Raw genomic sequence first — 16030 nt, 5'->3', positions numbered from 1 at the left:
TTTAACTTCGGCAAAACCCTGATAGCTGAATGCAGCCTGTGGTCAGGGCAGGTCTTGTGGTCCCCATGACAAATTCGCTATTTCGTTCGACGAAAATATCTCTGCCGCAACGGTTGCCGCAATGGCTGCTTTTGGACCGGAACCATACCTTAATTATTTCCCACAGCTCTTTCGTATACATAGGGCTCTTCCCATGCTCGGCGTTCAATTGGAAAGTGATCGCAATTCTTCCGCTTCCTCAATAATTCATCATTATGTCCTTCATCATCTCGATATCGGAAACAATAAATCCCGGTTCATGGCCAAATCTTCATTGACGCCGATCCAGGAACAGATTGTTCCAATCCACACGCATAGACTGCCCGCCTGACCCGTTCCGCCCTTCTGCCGTCACCACGGCTTGCGCTTGACAGCACGGCTTCAAACCGGTCTTCCATTGCCGAAACGGTTTCGCGCCGCGCCTACCCGGTGTCGCGCGACGCACGGAGGCGACCGTCAATCGCGCCATGACAGGACAGACGACATGATCCAGGACACCCCCGCCCTTCTCGACGCAATCCGCGCGCGCTTTGCCCATGTGGACAGCTGCCCCTTTCAGGGCCCGCGCATCTTTTTCGAGAATGCAGGCGGCGCGCTGACCCTCAATTCAGTGGTTCAGACCTCGGCCAAGTTCGCCGCCCTGCCGGACAATCCTGGCCGGATCAACCCCGCCGGACAGGGTTTGCAGGCGATCATCGACAAGGCCAAGGCCGACCTGGCGGTGTTCATGAACGCGCCGGGGGGGCAGTTCTTTGCCGGCGAAAGCGGCACCGAGCTACTGTTCCGCCTGATCCGCACCGCCTGCGTGAATGCACCGGCAGGGGCCAAGGTTATCGGGTCGTCCATAGAACATCCCGCCAGCCGCAGCGCCGCGCGCCGTTGGGCCGGGATTGCCGGGCTGACATATGTGAACGTGCCCCATGATAACAAAACAGGCCGCACCACGCCCGAGGACTATGCCGCCCGGATGACGCCCGATGTCGCCGTTGCCACGATCCTGCACGGCTCTCCGGTGACTGGCATGGCGATGGATGTGGCGGGGATCTCGGCTGCGATACGCGCCGTGTCGCCTGATTGCCTGATCATCGTCGATGGCATTCAACACGCCGCCCACGGGCAGCTCGACCTGGATGCCTATGATGTCGATGGTTACGCGATCTCGCCCTACAAGGTGTTTTCCCGCCACGGCTATGGCATCGCCTGGATTTCGGACCGGTTCGGCAAAATGCCCCATGACATGCTGATCGACGCTCCCGCAACGGGGTGGGAATTCGGCACCCGCGATGCGGGCAGCTATGCCACCATGTCGGATGTCATCGACTATTTCGACTGGTTGGGCGGAGAGGTGTCGAACGCCACAGACCGGCGCGAGCGGATCGAAGCGGCGGGCCGTGCCATTCACGATTACGAAACCCATCTGACCAACGCAATGATCAACGGCACCGGCAACCTGCCCGGACTGCGGGATATGGACCATATCACGATCCTTGCAGGCGCGGACAACCCGGCGCGCGAGGGGCTGGTGTCCATCGTGGTCGCAGGCCATGCGTCCGAGGATGTGGTCGAGGCACTCAACCAGCAGGGCATCCGCACCCATACGCGCAAGGCCGATCACTACAGCGGCAATGTGCTGACTCCTCTGGGCCTGACCGACTGCATCCGCGTGTCCCTGTGCCACTACAATACCGAGGGCGAGGTCGCACAGCTTCTGGCCGCGCTGAAGGACATGGCGCCCGAAAGCTGAGGGTTAGCGTTTCAGCAGATTGTCTACCAATCCGCCCAGATGCGCAAAATCATCAAAGGCGGCTGCATGGTGCAGCTTGTTCACGGGCATCTTACGATAGCCTTCGGTAAACAGCAGGAAGGACACGCCGAGCCGCTCGGCGGTTTCGGCATCGACCTCGCTGTCGCCCACATAGATCATCGGCCCTTGCCCAAGCGCCTCGAATGCAGCCTCCAACGGGGCGGGGTCGGGTTTCTTGACGATCAGGCTGTCGCCGCCAATGACAGTGCCGAACCAACCATCCAGGTCCAGATGTGACAGAACCGAAAGCGCGGGCTTGATCGGCTTGTTGGTGCAGATCCCCAACCGGTGCCCTGCCACCTGAAGACCTGACAGCGCCGCTGCCACGCCGGGATAGGGATGGGTGCGCCCCACGGCCCGGTCATAGCGCGCGACAAAGGCATCATACATCCGCCCCTGCGCAGCGACCGGCACCCCGCGCGCACCGCGCATCCGCGCCACGAAGACCGCCGCGCCGTTGCCAACGAAACGGCGGGTTTCCTCCAGCGTGATCGGTGCGCAGCCCTCCAAGGCAAGCACCTCATTGGCGATGGCGTGAATATCGGGCGCGCTGTCGATAAGCGTGCCGTCGAGGTCAAAGACAATGCGGGCCGAAACGGAAGGCGTGGTCATGCCCCCCGCATCTCAGACGGCGCGGGCGGGGTCAATGGGCGTCAGCCGTCCTGCACGAAGCGATAGGCCCCCTCCATGCGCTCTGCCCGGCCTATGCCACCGCCGGGCAGGTGGAAGCCCACAACCGTCATGTCATCAGCCACGATCCGATCCAGCAGCGTCAGGCGGGTCTCGGCCGCCATGGTCTGATCCTGATCCGATCCCGACAGCAGGCCCGGTGCCTCGAACCCCACATGATGGTTGCCGATGGCATCGCCCAGGATCATTGCATTGCCCACGGTAAAGGACATGTGCCCCGGCGTATGTCCAGGGGTCAGTACGGCGGTGACACCGGGCAAGACCTCGTTGCCGTCATCGAAGCTTTCAACCATGTCCCCCAGCATCTCCAACCGCCGCGCGGCTCCGATGGCAAAGGCCTGCCGTGCTGCGCCGATGCTGTTCACCGTGTCGGGATCGCGCCAATAGGCCAGTTCTCCCGCGCCCATGTGGTGGCGGGCATTGTAGAACATCGCCTCGTCGAAATCGTCCAGCGCGCCCCAGAGATGATCGGGATGGGCATGGGTGAACACCACATCCGTGACATCCGCGGGATCGACCCCAAGCGCGAAAAGCGCGTCCGGCAATTCCCCCACCGACGGCTGAAAGGCCACTCCGGACCCTGCATCGATCAGGACCACCCGCCCCTGCCCGCGCAGCAAGGTCACGTTGCAGGGCGGCGTCAGCGGCTCACCCGGCGCAATCCCGTTGCGCGCAAGGATCGGTGCAACCTCATCGGCCGGCATCGGCCCAAGGATGAAATCCGCCGGCAGCATCAGGCTGCCGTCGCTCAGCGTGTCGAGCTGCCAATCCCCGATCTGCATGGACGCATGCAGCCAACGCGGCATCGCCATCGCCGCCCCAAGGCCCGCCGCCCCCGCCATCAGCATCCGCCGCGTGATCCCGCTCATTGACCGTTCTCCTGTTCCATCCGGGCCGTAACCCTTTCATCTTGGTAAAAACACCTCAGGGGGTGCGGGGGAGGATCCCCCGCGGATCGACGCGCGCCGCGCGGCGATCCTCCGCTATCCGATCACGCCACGACCCGCGCCAGGGCGCATTGGCTCCAAAGATCGTGCAGCGCATCCGCCAGCCGGTCGACCTCTGCGTCCGAATGCAGGGGCGAGGGGGTGAAGCGCAACCGCTCCTCACCTTTGGCCACGGTCGGATAGTTGATCGGCTGCACGTAGATCCCGTAGCGGTCCAGCAGGATATCGGACAGCCATTTGCACTTGACCGGATCCTTGACCATGACCGGCACGATATGGCTTGGGTTGGGCTGGTGCGGGATGCCCATGGCATCCAGTCGCGCCCTGAGCCGCGCCACCTGACGTTGCTGCGCCGCCCGCAAACGCACACCCTCAAATCCCTTCAGCACCTTGATCGATTCCGTCGCCGCCGCGGCAATCGCGGGCGGCAGGGCGGTGGTGAAGATGAAGCCGCTGGCAAAGCTGCGAATAAAGTCCACCAGCGGGGCCGACCCGGTGACATAGCCGCCCACCACGCCGAAGGCCTTGCCAAGCGTGCCCTCGATCAGCGTGACACGATCCATCAGACCTTCGCGCTCGGCGATGCCACCGCCGCGCGGGCCGTAGAGACCAACTGCGTGAACCTCGTCGAGATAGGTCATGGCACTGTGTTTCTCGGCCACGTCGAGGATCTCGGCGATTGGCGCGATGTCGCCATCCATGGAGTAGACGCTCTCGAACGCCACGATCTTGGGCGCTTCGGGGTCGAGCGCCGACAACAGCCGGTCCAGATCTTCTACATCATTGTGCCGCCAGATCTGTTTGTCGCAGCGGGCATGGCGGATGCCTTCGATCATCGAGGCATGGTTGAGGCTGTCGGACAGGATCGTACAGCCCGGCAGCCGCGACCCAAGCGTCCCCAGGGAAGCCCAGTTCGACACGTAGCCCGAGGTAAAAAGCAGCGCCGCCTCCTTGCCATGCAGATCGGCCAGTTCGCGCTCCAGCATCACATGGGCGTGGGTGGTGCCCGAGATATTGCGCGTCCCCCCTGCCCCGGCGCCGCAGGCGTCAATCATCTCGTGCATGGCCTGCAACACGCGCGGGTGCTGACCCATGCCCAGATAATCATTGCCGCACCACACGGTGACCTCATCAGCCCCCGCGCCGTGGTTCTTCGCCAGTGGGAAATCCCCGCAGCGGCGTTCCAGTTCGGCGAAGATGCGGTAGTTTCCGTCGTCCTTCAGGGCGTCAAGCTGCGCCCTGAAGATGCTGTCGTAACGGTCAGATGTCATTGACCGGCTGCCTCGCGCGCCAGTTCATCCAGCAGCGCCATCACCGGGGCCATCGACTCCTCGGGCATCACCCGATAACCGATCATCACCTCGCCTTCCATGCTTGCAATGAAGATGCCATAGGGGCAATTGGCGATGTTCATCGGATCGGCTTCCATCACCTGGCGCGACACGACAGCCGAACAGAACAGGTAGATATCCGCCTCGTCGAACAGCACCACGTCGCTGCCGGTGTCTTCGCGGGTGCGTTCCAGCATCTCGCCCACATGGCTCGTGTAGTCGATCACCAGACCCCGGCCCACGATGGCGCTTTCGACGCCGAAGGCCGCATCCTCGAAACTGCCGTCGAAAGGATAGGTCACGGCCTGCTGCGCCAATGCGCCGGTCGCGGTGGCCGCTGCCAGGGCGGCGGCTAGTGCAAACTGTTTCATCGTCTGATCCTTTCGTGGTTCATGTAGTGGCCCCGCAGCACCCTGCCGCGAGGCCGAATGGTTCCATCAGCCGAACATGTCGGAGGTGATGGAGTCATACCAGCCAAGCGACTCGCGGTAGGTTTCCGCCCGCACCTCGTCGCTTTCGCCAAGCTGGCTGACGAAGGTATCCACCGCCTCGATCCGGTCTTCGCCCGCCTGGTAGGTCGCCCCCACCTTGATGCCGTCATCGGTGGTGATGAGCGACCAGCAGGTGTTCGAGAAACGCGCCGGGAACAGGCGGCTGTCGGTCAGCGCGTGGCGCACCGCCATCGCGGCGACCTTGGCCTGGCTGTTGGCGGCAAAGCCCGATTTGGGCATCGCGCCCTGACGGCTGGAATCGCCGAGGATGTGGATGTTTTCATCCATCACCGACTGCATGGTTGCAGGAATGACCGTAGCCCAATCGCTTTCGGTCAGGGCCGCGTTTTGCAGGATGCTGCCAGCCTGCATCGCCGGGATGACGTTGCAGACATCGACCGCCTCTACCTGACCGTCGACAACCACTTCCATGCTGTCGGGGCGCACCTCGACATTGCCACCGCCGAAATCGGGGCCAATCCGTTCGATCATCCCCGGATAGTGGCGGGCCCATCCGTCCTCGAACAGCGCCTGTTTCGAGAAGCTTTCCTTCGGGTCGAGGATCAGGATCCGCGCCGTCGGGTTGTTCTGGCTGAGGTAATGCGCGACCATCGAGACCCGCTCATAGGGTCCCGGCGGGCAGCGATAGGGGTTGGGCGGCGCGACCATGGCGAAGGTTCCGCCCTCGCGCATGTTTTCCAGCTGCGCGCGCAGCAGTTCGGTCTGCGATCCGGCCTTGTAGGCATGGGGCATCGCGTTCTGCGCGGCGGTGGACCAGCCGGGCACGGCCCCATCCTTGAAGTCGATGCCGGGGCTGACGATCAGCCGATCATAGGGCACCGAACCACCGCCGGCCAGCGCCACGGTGCGGGCGTCACGGTCGATGCCGGTGGCCCAGTCATGGACGACGTTGATGCCATAGTCCGCGGCCAGCGTGCCGTAGCTGTGGCCGAGCGATTCAATGCTGCGGAAGCCGCCCAGGTATAGGTTCGAGAAGAAGCAGGTGTAGTAGTGGCGCGTTGGCTCGATCAGGGTGACGTCGATCATGCCGTCACTGTCATTGGCGATATAGCGCGCGGCGGTTGCCCCGCCTGCCCCGCCGCCGATCACGACCGCGCGCGGACGCGCCTGGCCAAGTACGGCCGGGGCCGCGAGTGTGCCGGCCAATGCGGCCGTGGTTCCGAGGAATGTACGTCTGTTAATCATGATACCGGAGCCTCCCTACTCCACTTTTGTCTGCCCGCTCCTCCAAGCGGGCATTGGCCCTACTCCTCCAGTTCGGCGAAATAGGCCGCCAACGAGGCGATTTCCTCGTCGGTCAATCTGGCGGTCACCGTGGTCATCACCTGATGCTCCCGGTGGCCGTCGCGATAATCGTGCAAGGCGAGAATGAAGGCTTCGGGCTCCAGCCCGGTGATCACCGGAATGCCTTCGTCGCTGCCACTGGCACTATGACAGGCCACGCATTCCGACGACAGGTATTCGCCGTATTCCACGTCGCCTTCGATCGTAAAGATTTCGGGCGACAGGCGCCCCAGTTCCGAAGAATGCACCACGGGCGCGTCGCCGGTCAGGTAGGCGATCACGTCCATCCGGTCCTGAAGGTCGGGCAGGCCTCGAAAGCTCATGCGGGATCCGGGGATGTATCCACGCGGGTCCTGCAGGAACCCGTCCAGCGTTTCCACGGTCCAGATCAGGCCGCCCTCGCCTGCCTCGCGGATCGCCGGGGAATAGCGGACGCCCTCCAGCGCGCCTGCGGTCCGGCCAAGCACCCCGTAGAGATTGGGGCCGGTGCGGGACGGACCGTCCGGCTCTGCCACATGGCAGGAATTACATTGCCGGAACAGGACGGCACCCCGTTCCGCGTCGCCCTCTTGCGCCAGGGCCACAGGGGCCCCGGCGAGGGTTGCGAGGATCGGAAGGAGGACCCTGCGCAACATCTTCTTATTCCACCGACCGGAGGTATTCGATGATGGCGTTACGATCCGCCTCATCTGCCACCCCACGGAAGGCCATCCGCGTGCCGCGCATATAGGCGCGCGGGTTTTCGAGGAAGGCATGGAGTTCTTCCGGCGTCCAGACCAGCCCCTCTTCGGCTGCCGCCTGCATCGGGTTGGAATAACGGAAGCCTTCAACAAGCCCGGCCGGTGCGCCAACGATCCCGGTCAGGATCGGACCGGTGCGGTTTTGCGCCCCGTCGCCCACCTGGTGACAGCTGGAACACTGCCGGAACAGGCCCTCGCCTGCCTCTGCCAGTTCCATGTCGATGGCATTGGGGTCTTCGGCCGCTTCCTCGGTCGCGGCTTCTTCCACGGCCTCTGCGCCACCGCCTTCGCGGGCCTCACGGGCCGCCGCGTCATCGGGCGTCACGTCGAGGATATTGGCGCGCATGGTGATTTCCACGCTTTCCGCGCAGTCTGTCATGCAGACCTCGCGCGGGCCCCAAAGCGGGCTTTCCTCGCGGTCATCCATGTAGAACCCGTCGGCATTCGGCATGACGATATCGCCGAAATTCTCGTTCGACAGGACAAAGTCATCCTCCAGCACGATATCGTTCATGTAGAGCAGGAAGGCCGTGATCGCGTAGACCTCGTCATCACTCAGCGACTGCGCGTCACCGAAGGGCATGGCGCGGTGCACGTAGTCCCACACCGTCGACAGATACGGCCAGTAGGAACCGATCGTTTTCAGCGGATCGTCCGACGCAAGCGAGCCATGCCCGCCCGCAAGCGGCGGCCAGCGGCCGGCGCCTTCGGCAAAATCGCCATGGCAGGACGCGCAAAGCTCCAGGAATACCTCTTCGCCGTCCAGAACCGACCCGGAGCCAACCGGCAGGCCGAGCCCGTCGGGGCGAATGTCGATATCCCAGGCGGCGACCTCTTCGGGCAACGCCTCGCGGCCCAGGCCATAGGTCTGTGCGCTTGCGGCCGCCCCGAGGGCCGTCAGCGTGGCGGCGGTCAGGAGAAGCTTAAGCGATTTCGACATTTTCAACGCTCCCGTCGGCTGCCACGGCGTAGGTCTGGATGCCGTTATTGTGGTAGATGGAGTTCTCGCCCCGCACTTCGCGCAGCTCGTCCTTGGTGGGCTGCACATAGCCGGTGCTGTCATGCGCGCGGCTCTGGATGATCATCGGCGAGCCGTCCCATTCGAAATCATAGTAAAAGCGGTGCAGCGACTTGTCCCAGCTTGGGCCGTCCATGCGGGCCTCGTGCCAGTTGATGCCGCCATCCAGCGTCACATCCACGCGCGGGATGGTGCCGCGACCCGACCACGCCAGACCGGTCAGCACCATCTGGCCGGGGCCATGGCTGATCGGTTTTTGAGGGCTGGGGCTGGTGATGACGGATTTGGCGTCCATTTCCCAAGTGAAGCGGCGCGCGCGGCCATCTGCAAAGAGATCGGTGTATTTCGAGGTTTCTTCCCGGTGGTGCCAGGGCTGATCACCGACCTCCAGCCGCCGCAGCCATTTGACCCACATATTGCCTTCCCAACCGGGCACGACCAGACGCACCGGATAGCCCTGTTCAGGGCGCAGCGCCTCGCCGTTCATCTTGAAGGCAACCATGCAGTCATCCAGCGCCTTTTCCATCGGGATCGAACGCGTCATCGCCGAGGCATCCGCGCCTTCGGCCAGCAGCCATTCGCCCTCGGGTTGCACACCGGCCTCTTCCAGCAGGGTGCGCAGGCGAACGCCCGTGTACATGACGTTGTGGATCATGCCGTGGGTGTACTGACAGCCATTGAGCTGCGCGCCACGCCATTCCATGCCCGAGTTTGCCGCGCATTCGAGGAAATAGGCCCGGTTTTCACGGGGGAAGCGCATGATGTCTTCCAAGGTGAAGACCAGTTCGCGGTCCACAAGGCCGTTGATCATCAGCCGGTACTGGGCCGGGTCGATCTCGGCGATGCCGCCATGATGGCGTTCAAAGCACAGCCCGTTCGGGGTGATGATCCCGTCCAGCTCGTGAATCGGGGTGAAGTTCACCGAGGAGATCGGATCGGCAGTCAGCCATTCCACGTTGCGGCGCACAACATGCGCCTCGTGTTCCGACGGATAGCCATAGGGCCGCGCATCGACGCCCTCACCCAGGTACCGCGCCCAGGGCTGTACCTCGGTGATGGCCGGATCGGGCGCATCTGCCCGCGCTACGGTTCCCGTGATGGCGGCCGCCCCGGCCACGGCGGTTCCTGCAAGGAACCCCCGGCGGGTGGTGCCGTTCTTGTGGGGGCTGTCGGTCATGTCCGTCCTCCGCTCAGCTTCGTCTGTCATTGGTGTCTTGTTCATCTCTTTGCTCAGCCTCCGGTCACGATCACGGACTGGTTGGGCGGAATGTCCACGGTGCCCATTCGGCGGATATAGGCCTCGGCCACCTCCCAGATCGGCGGACCTTCGGTGCCTTCGTTGACGCTGGCCCACCCGGCGACGGTGTAGGTCGTGGCGGGGTCGATCCGTTCGCCGGTGCGCAGCAGGGTCATGTCGCTGATGCGGCTGCCCTGTGGCTGGCTGATGTCGATGCGGTAGCCCATGCCACCGACGCGCACCATGTCGCCGCCCTGCTGATAATAGGGATCGGTGTTGAACAGGTTGTCGGCCACATCCTCCATGATCACATGCAGGAATTCGCCCGTCATTTCCGTGCGGTAGCAGTTCGGATAGCTCATCGCCGTGGCGTTGAAGAGTTCTTCCTTGGTGATCGCCTGCCCCGCGGGCACGCTGGTGCCCCACCGGAAGCCGGGCGACAGCGCGATATCGGCGTCGCGTTCTTCCAGCATGGCCTGGCACAGCAGATCGTCCCAGGTGCCGTTGAAATTACCGCGCCGGTAGAGCGTATTGGCGGTCTGGCCCAGAACCTCGCCCAGTTCCGCCTCGTAGGGCGCGCGTTCGGCGTCGATCAGCGCGGCCATCTCGGCATCGGGGGTGATCACGTCCGAGAAGATCGGGATCAGGCGATACCCATAGCCCTGCACGCCGCCATCGCGCACATCAAGGTCAAGGCGGCTGACGAATTTGCCATGGCTGCCGGTGGCGATGACCAGCGTATTGCCGACGATCACCGGTTCGGGCAGCGCGTCATGGGTGTGGCCGGTCAGGATCACGTCGATGCCGGGCACGCGGCTGGCCAGTTTGCGGTCGACGTCAAAGCCGTTATGCGACAGCAGCACCACGACCTCGGCCCCTGCCCCGCGCACTTCCTCGACCATCTCGGCCACGCGTGCTTCGCGGATACCGAAGGACAGGTCGGGGAACATCCAGCCGGGGTTTGCGATCGGCATATAGGGGAAGGCCTGCCCGATCACGGCGATGTTGACGCCGTTCTGTTCGAACATGCGGTAGGGTTCATAGGCCGGTTCGTCCCACATGGAATCGAAGATATTCGCGCCAAGGAACGGGAAGTTCAGCTCGTTCTCGACGATCTCGGTGACCCGGTCGATGCCAAGGGTGAATTCCCAATGCGAGGTCATGGCGTCGACGCCAAGCGCGTTCATCGCGCGGACCATGTCGCCGCCATTGGTGCGCAGCGCGGTCAGGCTGCCTTGCCATGTGTCACCACCGTCCAAGAGCAGCGCGCCAGGGCGTTCTGAGCGGATATGGTTGATCACCGTCGCGGCGCGGTCGAGCCCGCCAAGACGCCCATATTGCGCGGCAAGGGCCTCGAAATCGTTATAGGTCAGCGCATAAGCCTCGGGGCTGCCGGGCTGGATGTTGTAGAGGTCGAGGAAATCCGCGCCAGTCACGTGGGGCGGCAAGCCGTTCACCTCGCCGACGCCCAGATTGATCTGGGGTTCGCGGAAATAGATCGGTTTCAACTGCGCATGGATGTCGGTGATATGGATCAGCGTGACATTGCCCACGGCCTCCATGTTCAGCAGGTCATCCTGGGTCATCAGGCGCTGTTGCGCAGCCAGACGGCCCCACCGTCCGGTGCCAGAGGCCCCCAGAATGGCGGAAGCGGCAACCGAAGCCTGGAGAAATTCGCGGCGGGAAATCATGCGTCAGTTCCGTTTTGCAAGCATGTGTCTATTGATCCCCCCAACCAAAGGTCGGAGGGTCTTTTCTTGTTTTCAGGCCCTTAGCGGGTCTTCTTGATGTCAGTTGCGGACCGAGGGAGCCTCGACCGACAGACCGTTACCACGCGAGGAGACGTAGAGTTCCAATGCAGTCAGCTCATCCGAGCCACGCCCGAAGGTTTCCGCGCGCGTATCGCTGATGCAGCCCCGCAAACGGCGATGGATGGACCCGACACCGGCCCATTTCAGGCGGTAGACTGGGAAGCCGTTCAACTGCCCCTGAGACAGGTGGTCGGCCCGCAGCATGTTGCCGTAGTTGTCTTCGTGGCAATTGGCGCAGGACAGGTTCAACTGGCCAAAGCGGGTGTAGTAGAGATCCCGTCCCTGTTCCCAGTATTCCTGTGCTTCGCCGTCGATCTGCACATTCATCGGCAGGCCGCGCGACTGATACGAGATCATGGTGGTCATCGCCAGCATCGGGCCGCTTTCCCAGCCCCAGGCTTCCGCCTCCATGCGTTCTGTCCGGCAGTTGTTGACGTAGTCCTCCATCGCCCACAGCTCGCCGTCTTCGTTCACATGCGGCATCTGCGTGCGAACGCCGGCCATGCTTTCTGCGTCGCCATGGCAGGACGCGCAGGATTCCCCTGCCTCGCCATCCACCTGGGTCCACAGATCCAGACCTTCATCCACATAGAGCATGCCCGGATTGTCGAAGTCGTCCATCTGGACGGCCTGAGTTTCCGCGGACCGGAATACCCAACCCGAGATGATCTCGGGGACATATTCCATGTGCTCCGGCGCTTCTGTGCGGGTGACGAAAACCTGTCCGTCGATCACAAGCTCGGCGCTTTCGTCACCGAGAGCCGGGGCCACCATAACGGTCCCTGCCAGCAGTACGGCCATCGTGGCTCTGCGTGCGTTTCCTGGCATCTTGGTCCTCCCTATTATTCTCGTTTCCTGGATGCCAGCGATCAGAAGCTCTGGTCGTTGGTGGATGTGTAGACATCCCCATCATCGTCATACCAGGTGAAGGTAAACGTGCCGGGTTCGGGCACGGTGGCATCGAACTCGAAATAGGGGTTGGTCGAGATAGCCGGTTCCAGCGTGACGTCGATCACCATTTCACCGTTATATTCGGCGGTGAAGCGGTTGATGATCTGGCGCGGGATCAGGTTGCCATCGCCATCGCGGCGAAGGCCCGATTCCATCGGGTGGCTGATCAGGGTTTTGACTTCGACAACGGCACCGGCCTCGGTGGCACTGTCGACTCGAACGCGGGGGCGAACACCTTCCATGGGTCTTACTCCTCCTTCTTTCGCTCAGCCGCCGCAGCCGCCGATGGTGACTTTGACTTCTTGCGCGGCCATCTGGTAGCTGCCGTCGGCCATCTCGGCCACGACCACCACATCCTGAGTTTCCGCGAGGCGGATCCGGGTCGAAGCGCGCGACACCGCGGCCAGCGGGCCAAAGGCGAAGGTCACGACACCCGGATTCGGGTTGCCGGCGGCAAAGATGGTGATGCGCGCTGCGCCATCGGCTTCCACTTCAACCGGCACGGTATTGCCGTTTTCCGCGATTTCCGGCGCGGTGATGATGATCCCGCCTTCGGAAGCCTCCGCGCCGCCGGTGAAGGCCGCCATCGCGTCTTCCAAGGACTGGGCCGAGGCCGAGCGCGGCAGGATGCCCGCCACAGCTGCGGCGCTGAGCGCCGTGATCAGCGCTTGTCTGCGCGTCAGGTTCATTTTCGTCTCCTCCTGAGTGTCTCGTATAAAGCCGACTGTCAGTCCTGAAGCGTCATCAGGTAGGCGACCACGTCTTCCACCTGCTGCGCCGTCAGGATCGACTGACCGGTCAAATCTTCGCGTACATTGATGAAGCCTTCGCTCACGTAGAAAGCTGGCATGATCGTGTCCGGGAATACGTTTTTCGAGTTCACGATGATCCCGCGCAGATCCGCCTCGGACCAGCGGTCTCCGACACCGTCAAGCATCGGCCCTACCTCGCCATGGAACGGCTGGTCCGCCATATCGCTGTTCTCGTGACAGGCCAGGCAGTTGCCAAGGCGGCGATTGATGAAGACCTCGCGTCCGGCCGCAGCATCGCCCGGCACGCCGGTCAACGAAGCCTCGACCTCTCCGTATTCGCCGAACACGACGTCAGCATGCGCAACCTCGTCCGCGAACGCCGGAGCGGCGACCATAAGCACGCCAGCTGCAAGAGCTGTAAGTTTCACGTCCATTCCTCCCGTTTGTATTCTTCCGTCCACAATAGGGTGCGGGGACGATTCCTTGCAACATTAAATTCGCATTTATGAATTTGCAATGCAGGAATCTTGCCCATCACTATCACTCGATGATCCCCATTTCTGTAAGTCTTCTCGCATGATAGCGCTGGAATCCTTCGTCGCCGTCATAGCCGTGTTCCTGCACCCAATGGAGCAGATTGAACGTCGTCCACCCGCCAAATGCCCCCGGCATCGTCGCCACGCTGGCCTGCACGGCGGTCTGATCATCGGGCACATCCTCGGGCATGAACATCAGCGTCGGCGTGAACAGAATCCCCCATCGGCGGGCGATGTCGCGCTCGCTCATCGCCTCTCCGTCGAAGTCGGTGACTTCAAGGCTGCCATGCAGGTTCAGCCGGACCACAAAGAAATCCTCGTCCAGCATCGCGGCAATATCCTCGCGCGAGAAGACGTTTTCATGCATCTCGTTGCAATAGATGCACCCACGTTGCTCGAAGAGTATCAGCAACCGCTGGCCGTTGGCATTGGCGTCACCAAGATCCTCGCGCAGATCGAGGAAGGTTTCCTCGATCCAGGTCTCCACATGAAGGCCGTTATCGTCCAGTTCGGCGACAGCCGGGAATGCCGTGGCCACGCCGAGAACGAGTCCGGCAAGTCCCGAAATAAGCTGTTTCATGGTGCGTTCCTCCCGATCATGGTCATCCGATGCCCGTCCAGTCCGGGCCATAGTCGATCATCCACTGCGCCACGACATTGATCGAATCCGTTGCGATCAGCACGGCAAAGACGATCAGCAAGACGCCCATTCCCTTTTCCACCTTGCCCATGTGCCGGCGAAACCGCCCCATCCAGCGCATGAACGGACCGACAAACGCGGCGGCAACGATGAATGGCAATGTCATGCCGAGCCCGTAGACCATCAGCAGCAACGCGCCCGTCGTGGCGGTGCCCGCATCCGCCGCCGTGAACAGGATTGCGGCCAGAACCGGACCCACGCAGGGTGTCCAGCCGAAGGCGAAGGCCAACCCGATCACATAGGCCCCGACAATACCCTTGCCGCGGTCGATCTGATTGTCTGCGCGCAGCTGGCGATAGAGAATCGGGATCTTGACCACGCCAAGGAAATGCAGCCCCATGGCCAGGATGATCGCCGCCGCGATCCACCGCAGCACCGGCATCGCGTCGCGCACCGCCTGCCCGAAACTGGACGCGGCCATTCCAAGCGCCATGAAGATGGTCAGGATGCCGAGGCTGAAGGCAATCGCGGGCAGGATCGCCTGACGGCTCGCACCTCGGTTTTCGCGGGCTGCGGCCAGGTCATCGGCGCTCATCCCCGCGAGATAGGACAGGTAGAAGGGCACAATGGGCAGGATACAGGGCGACAGGAACGACAGAAGTCCCGCAAGCGCCGCGCCGCCAAAGCTGATGTCGAAAATGCGCCTGCCCTCCCCTGCACTTGCCATATTCACACATTCAAAATACATTATATGTGAAAGGCGTCAATCATGGGTATGCCGATGAATGCCAAACTTCTTGTCGCGGCCTGTATCGCAGCGCTTGGCCTGGCCAGCACTGTGGCGGCGGATACCGCCCTTGTGATGGTCGAACAGGATGGCTGCGTCTACTGCCGCCGCTGGCACACGGATGTGGGCGAGATTTATCCTCTGACGGAATTCGCCGAAACCGCCCCGCTGCGCATCGTGGATTTGCATGACCTGCCCGAAGACCTGACCTTCGCCAGCCGCGTTGTCTTCACCCCTACCTTCGTTCTGGTCGAGGACGGGCAGGAAATCGCCCGCGCCGAAGGCTATGTCGGGGATGAACTGTTCTGGATGCATATGGACCTGCTGTCACGTCGGCTGTCCGAGCATCGCAACGCGGTCTCGGCCCCGTGAGGACCAAGGCCCCCTCTCACCCCGCGCCGGGCCGGGATTCCGCTCGGACGTCAGAGACACCCGGCTTTGGAAGCAGGACGAGACTTGCCAGACGGATTGAAACCACACGAGAAACCTTAGTAAACGCTGGACTATTCCACCCTGATCGGTCCATATGCCCAACAATTGCGCCAAAAGGCGCAGTCGACCCGACATTTTTACAAGGGGCGCGGGAAAATGGGTCTACCGGCGCGGCTAGCGGACCTTGAGGACGACGAGATGGAGCGGCTTGCCAACAACGCAACAGAAGCTGCCCAGTTGCTCAAGGCTGTCAGTCATGAAGGCCGCCTGATGATCCTGTGCCACCTTGCCACCGGTGAAAAATCCGTGACCGAGCTGGAACAGCTGCTGGCCGCGCGTCAGGCGGCGGTGTCGCAGCAATTGGCCCGTCTGCGGCTGGAAGGTCTGGTCGCCACCCGGCGCGACGGGAAAGTGATCTGGTATCGTCTCTGCGATGAGCGCGCGATCAGAATTCTTGAACTCGTCTACGATATGTTCTGTAATCCCGAGATGCCCGAGGCCTGACCGACGGTGGCCCGG

At 62.6% G+C, this 16030-nt stretch carries 18 protein-coding genes; 3 read left to right on the top strand and 15 right to left on the bottom strand.

Annotated features, from left to right (window positions below):
* Positions 1-523: 523 nt before the first annotated feature.
* Positions 524-1783, top strand: coding sequence for an aminotransferase class V-fold PLP-dependent enzyme (locus ACOOEX_RS08610; RefSeq protein ID WP_420398013.1), 1260 nt, complete (start codon positions 524-526; stop codon positions 1781-1783).
* Positions 1784-1786: 3 nt separating this feature from the next.
* Here ACOOEX_RS08610 and gph read toward each other — a convergent pair whose 3' ends face one another.
* From gph to ACOOEX_RS08535, 15 genes are all read right to left on the bottom strand, one after another.
* Positions 1787-2455, bottom strand: coding sequence for a phosphoglycolate phosphatase (gene gph, locus ACOOEX_RS08605; protein WP_420398012.1), 669 nt, complete (start codon positions 2453-2455; stop codon positions 1787-1789).
* A 41-nt stretch (positions 2456-2496) separates the two neighbouring features.
* Positions 2497-3402 carry an MBL fold metallo-hydrolase gene (locus ACOOEX_RS08600; protein WP_420398011.1) on the bottom strand — a complete coding sequence of 302 codons (906 nt, stop codon included), beginning with the start codon at positions 3400-3402 and terminating at the stop codon, positions 2497-2499.
* Between the two features lie 122 nt (positions 3403-3524).
* Positions 3525-4751 carry a 5-aminolevulinate synthase gene (hemA, locus tag ACOOEX_RS08595; protein WP_420398010.1) on the bottom strand — a complete coding sequence of 409 codons (1227 nt, stop codon included), beginning with the start codon at positions 4749-4751 and terminating at the stop codon, positions 3525-3527.
* Positions 4748-5182 carry a DUF302 domain-containing protein gene (locus tag ACOOEX_RS08590; protein WP_420398009.1) on the bottom strand — a complete coding sequence of 145 codons (435 nt, stop codon included), beginning with the start codon at positions 5180-5182 and terminating at the stop codon, positions 4748-4750. The genes hemA and ACOOEX_RS08590 overlap by 4 nt, the downstream gene beginning before the upstream one ends.
* A 66-nt stretch (positions 5183-5248) precedes the next feature.
* Complete coding sequence (locus ACOOEX_RS08585; RefSeq protein WP_420398354.1) at positions 5249-6511, bottom strand: FCSD flavin-binding domain-containing protein; 1263 nt, start codon at positions 6509-6511, stop codon at positions 5249-5251.
* A gap of 56 nt (positions 6512-6567) precedes the next feature.
* Positions 6568-7242 (bottom strand): c-type cytochrome, encoded by a 675-nt coding sequence (locus ACOOEX_RS08580; RefSeq protein WP_420398008.1) that lies wholly within the window; start codon positions 7240-7242, stop codon positions 6568-6570.
* A gap of 4 nt (positions 7243-7246) precedes the next feature.
* A complete protein-coding gene (locus tag ACOOEX_RS08575) occupies positions 7247-8287 on the bottom strand; it encodes a c-type cytochrome (protein ID WP_420398007.1) in 1041 nt (346 codons plus the stop codon).
* Positions 8271-9542 (bottom strand): sulfite dehydrogenase, encoded by a 1272-nt coding sequence (gene soxC / locus ACOOEX_RS08570; RefSeq protein WP_420398006.1) that lies wholly within the window; start codon positions 9540-9542, stop codon positions 8271-8273. The genes ACOOEX_RS08575 and soxC overlap by 17 nt, the downstream gene beginning before the upstream one ends.
* 53 nt (positions 9543-9595) lie before the next feature.
* Positions 9596-11293, bottom strand: a complete 1698-nt coding sequence (gene soxB, locus ACOOEX_RS08565; protein WP_420398005.1) for a thiosulfohydrolase SoxB — start codon at positions 11291-11293, stop codon at positions 9596-9598.
* 99 nt (positions 11294-11392) lie between these two features.
* Positions 11393-12241 (bottom strand): sulfur oxidation c-type cytochrome SoxA, encoded by an 849-nt coding sequence (gene soxA, locus ACOOEX_RS08560; protein ID WP_420398004.1) that lies wholly within the window; start codon positions 12239-12241, stop codon positions 11393-11395.
* A 41-nt stretch (positions 12242-12282) separates the two neighbouring features.
* Positions 12283-12606: a thiosulfate oxidation carrier complex protein SoxZ gene (gene soxZ, locus ACOOEX_RS08555; RefSeq protein WP_071689718.1), complete on the bottom strand. Its 324-nt coding sequence runs from the start codon at positions 12604-12606 to the stop codon at positions 12283-12285.
* 24 nt (positions 12607-12630) lie between these two features.
* Positions 12631-13053, bottom strand: a complete 423-nt coding sequence (gene soxY, locus ACOOEX_RS08550; RefSeq protein WP_420398003.1) for a thiosulfate oxidation carrier protein SoxY — start codon at positions 13051-13053, stop codon at positions 12631-12633.
* 38 nt (positions 13054-13091) lie between these two features.
* Positions 13092-13550, bottom strand: coding sequence for a sulfur oxidation c-type cytochrome SoxX (gene soxX, locus ACOOEX_RS08545; RefSeq protein ID WP_071689716.1), 459 nt, complete (start codon positions 13548-13550; stop codon positions 13092-13094).
* Between the two features lie 106 nt (positions 13551-13656).
* The gene (locus ACOOEX_RS08540) at positions 13657-14232 is read right to left on the bottom strand and encodes a thioredoxin family protein (protein WP_420398002.1); all 576 of its coding nucleotides are present in this window, start codon (positions 14230-14232) and stop codon (positions 13657-13659) included.
* A 22-nt stretch (positions 14233-14254) separates the two neighbouring features.
* Complete coding sequence (locus ACOOEX_RS08535) at positions 14255-14992, bottom strand: cytochrome c biogenesis CcdA family protein (RefSeq protein WP_420398353.1); 738 nt, start codon at positions 14990-14992, stop codon at positions 14255-14257.
* An 81-nt stretch (positions 14993-15073) separates the two neighbouring features.
* Between ACOOEX_RS08535 and ACOOEX_RS08530 the strand changes: the two genes are divergently transcribed.
* Positions 15074-15451, top strand: coding sequence for a thioredoxin fold domain-containing protein (locus tag ACOOEX_RS08530; protein ID WP_420398001.1), 378 nt, complete (start codon positions 15074-15076; stop codon positions 15449-15451).
* 216 nt (positions 15452-15667) lie between these two features.
* Positions 15668-16015 carry a metalloregulator ArsR/SmtB family transcription factor gene (locus ACOOEX_RS08525; protein WP_420398000.1) on the top strand — a complete coding sequence of 116 codons (348 nt, stop codon included), beginning with the start codon at positions 15668-15670 and terminating at the stop codon, positions 16013-16015.
* Positions 16016-16030 lie beyond the last annotated feature (15 nt).

The organism is Nioella sp., assembly GCF_965215655.1.
Taxonomy (GTDB): domain Bacteria; phylum Pseudomonadota; class Alphaproteobacteria; order Rhodobacterales; family Rhodobacteraceae; genus Nioella.
The sequence above is the reverse complement of the archived record's forward strand: the minus strand, read 5'-3'. Positions and strand labels throughout refer to the sequence as shown.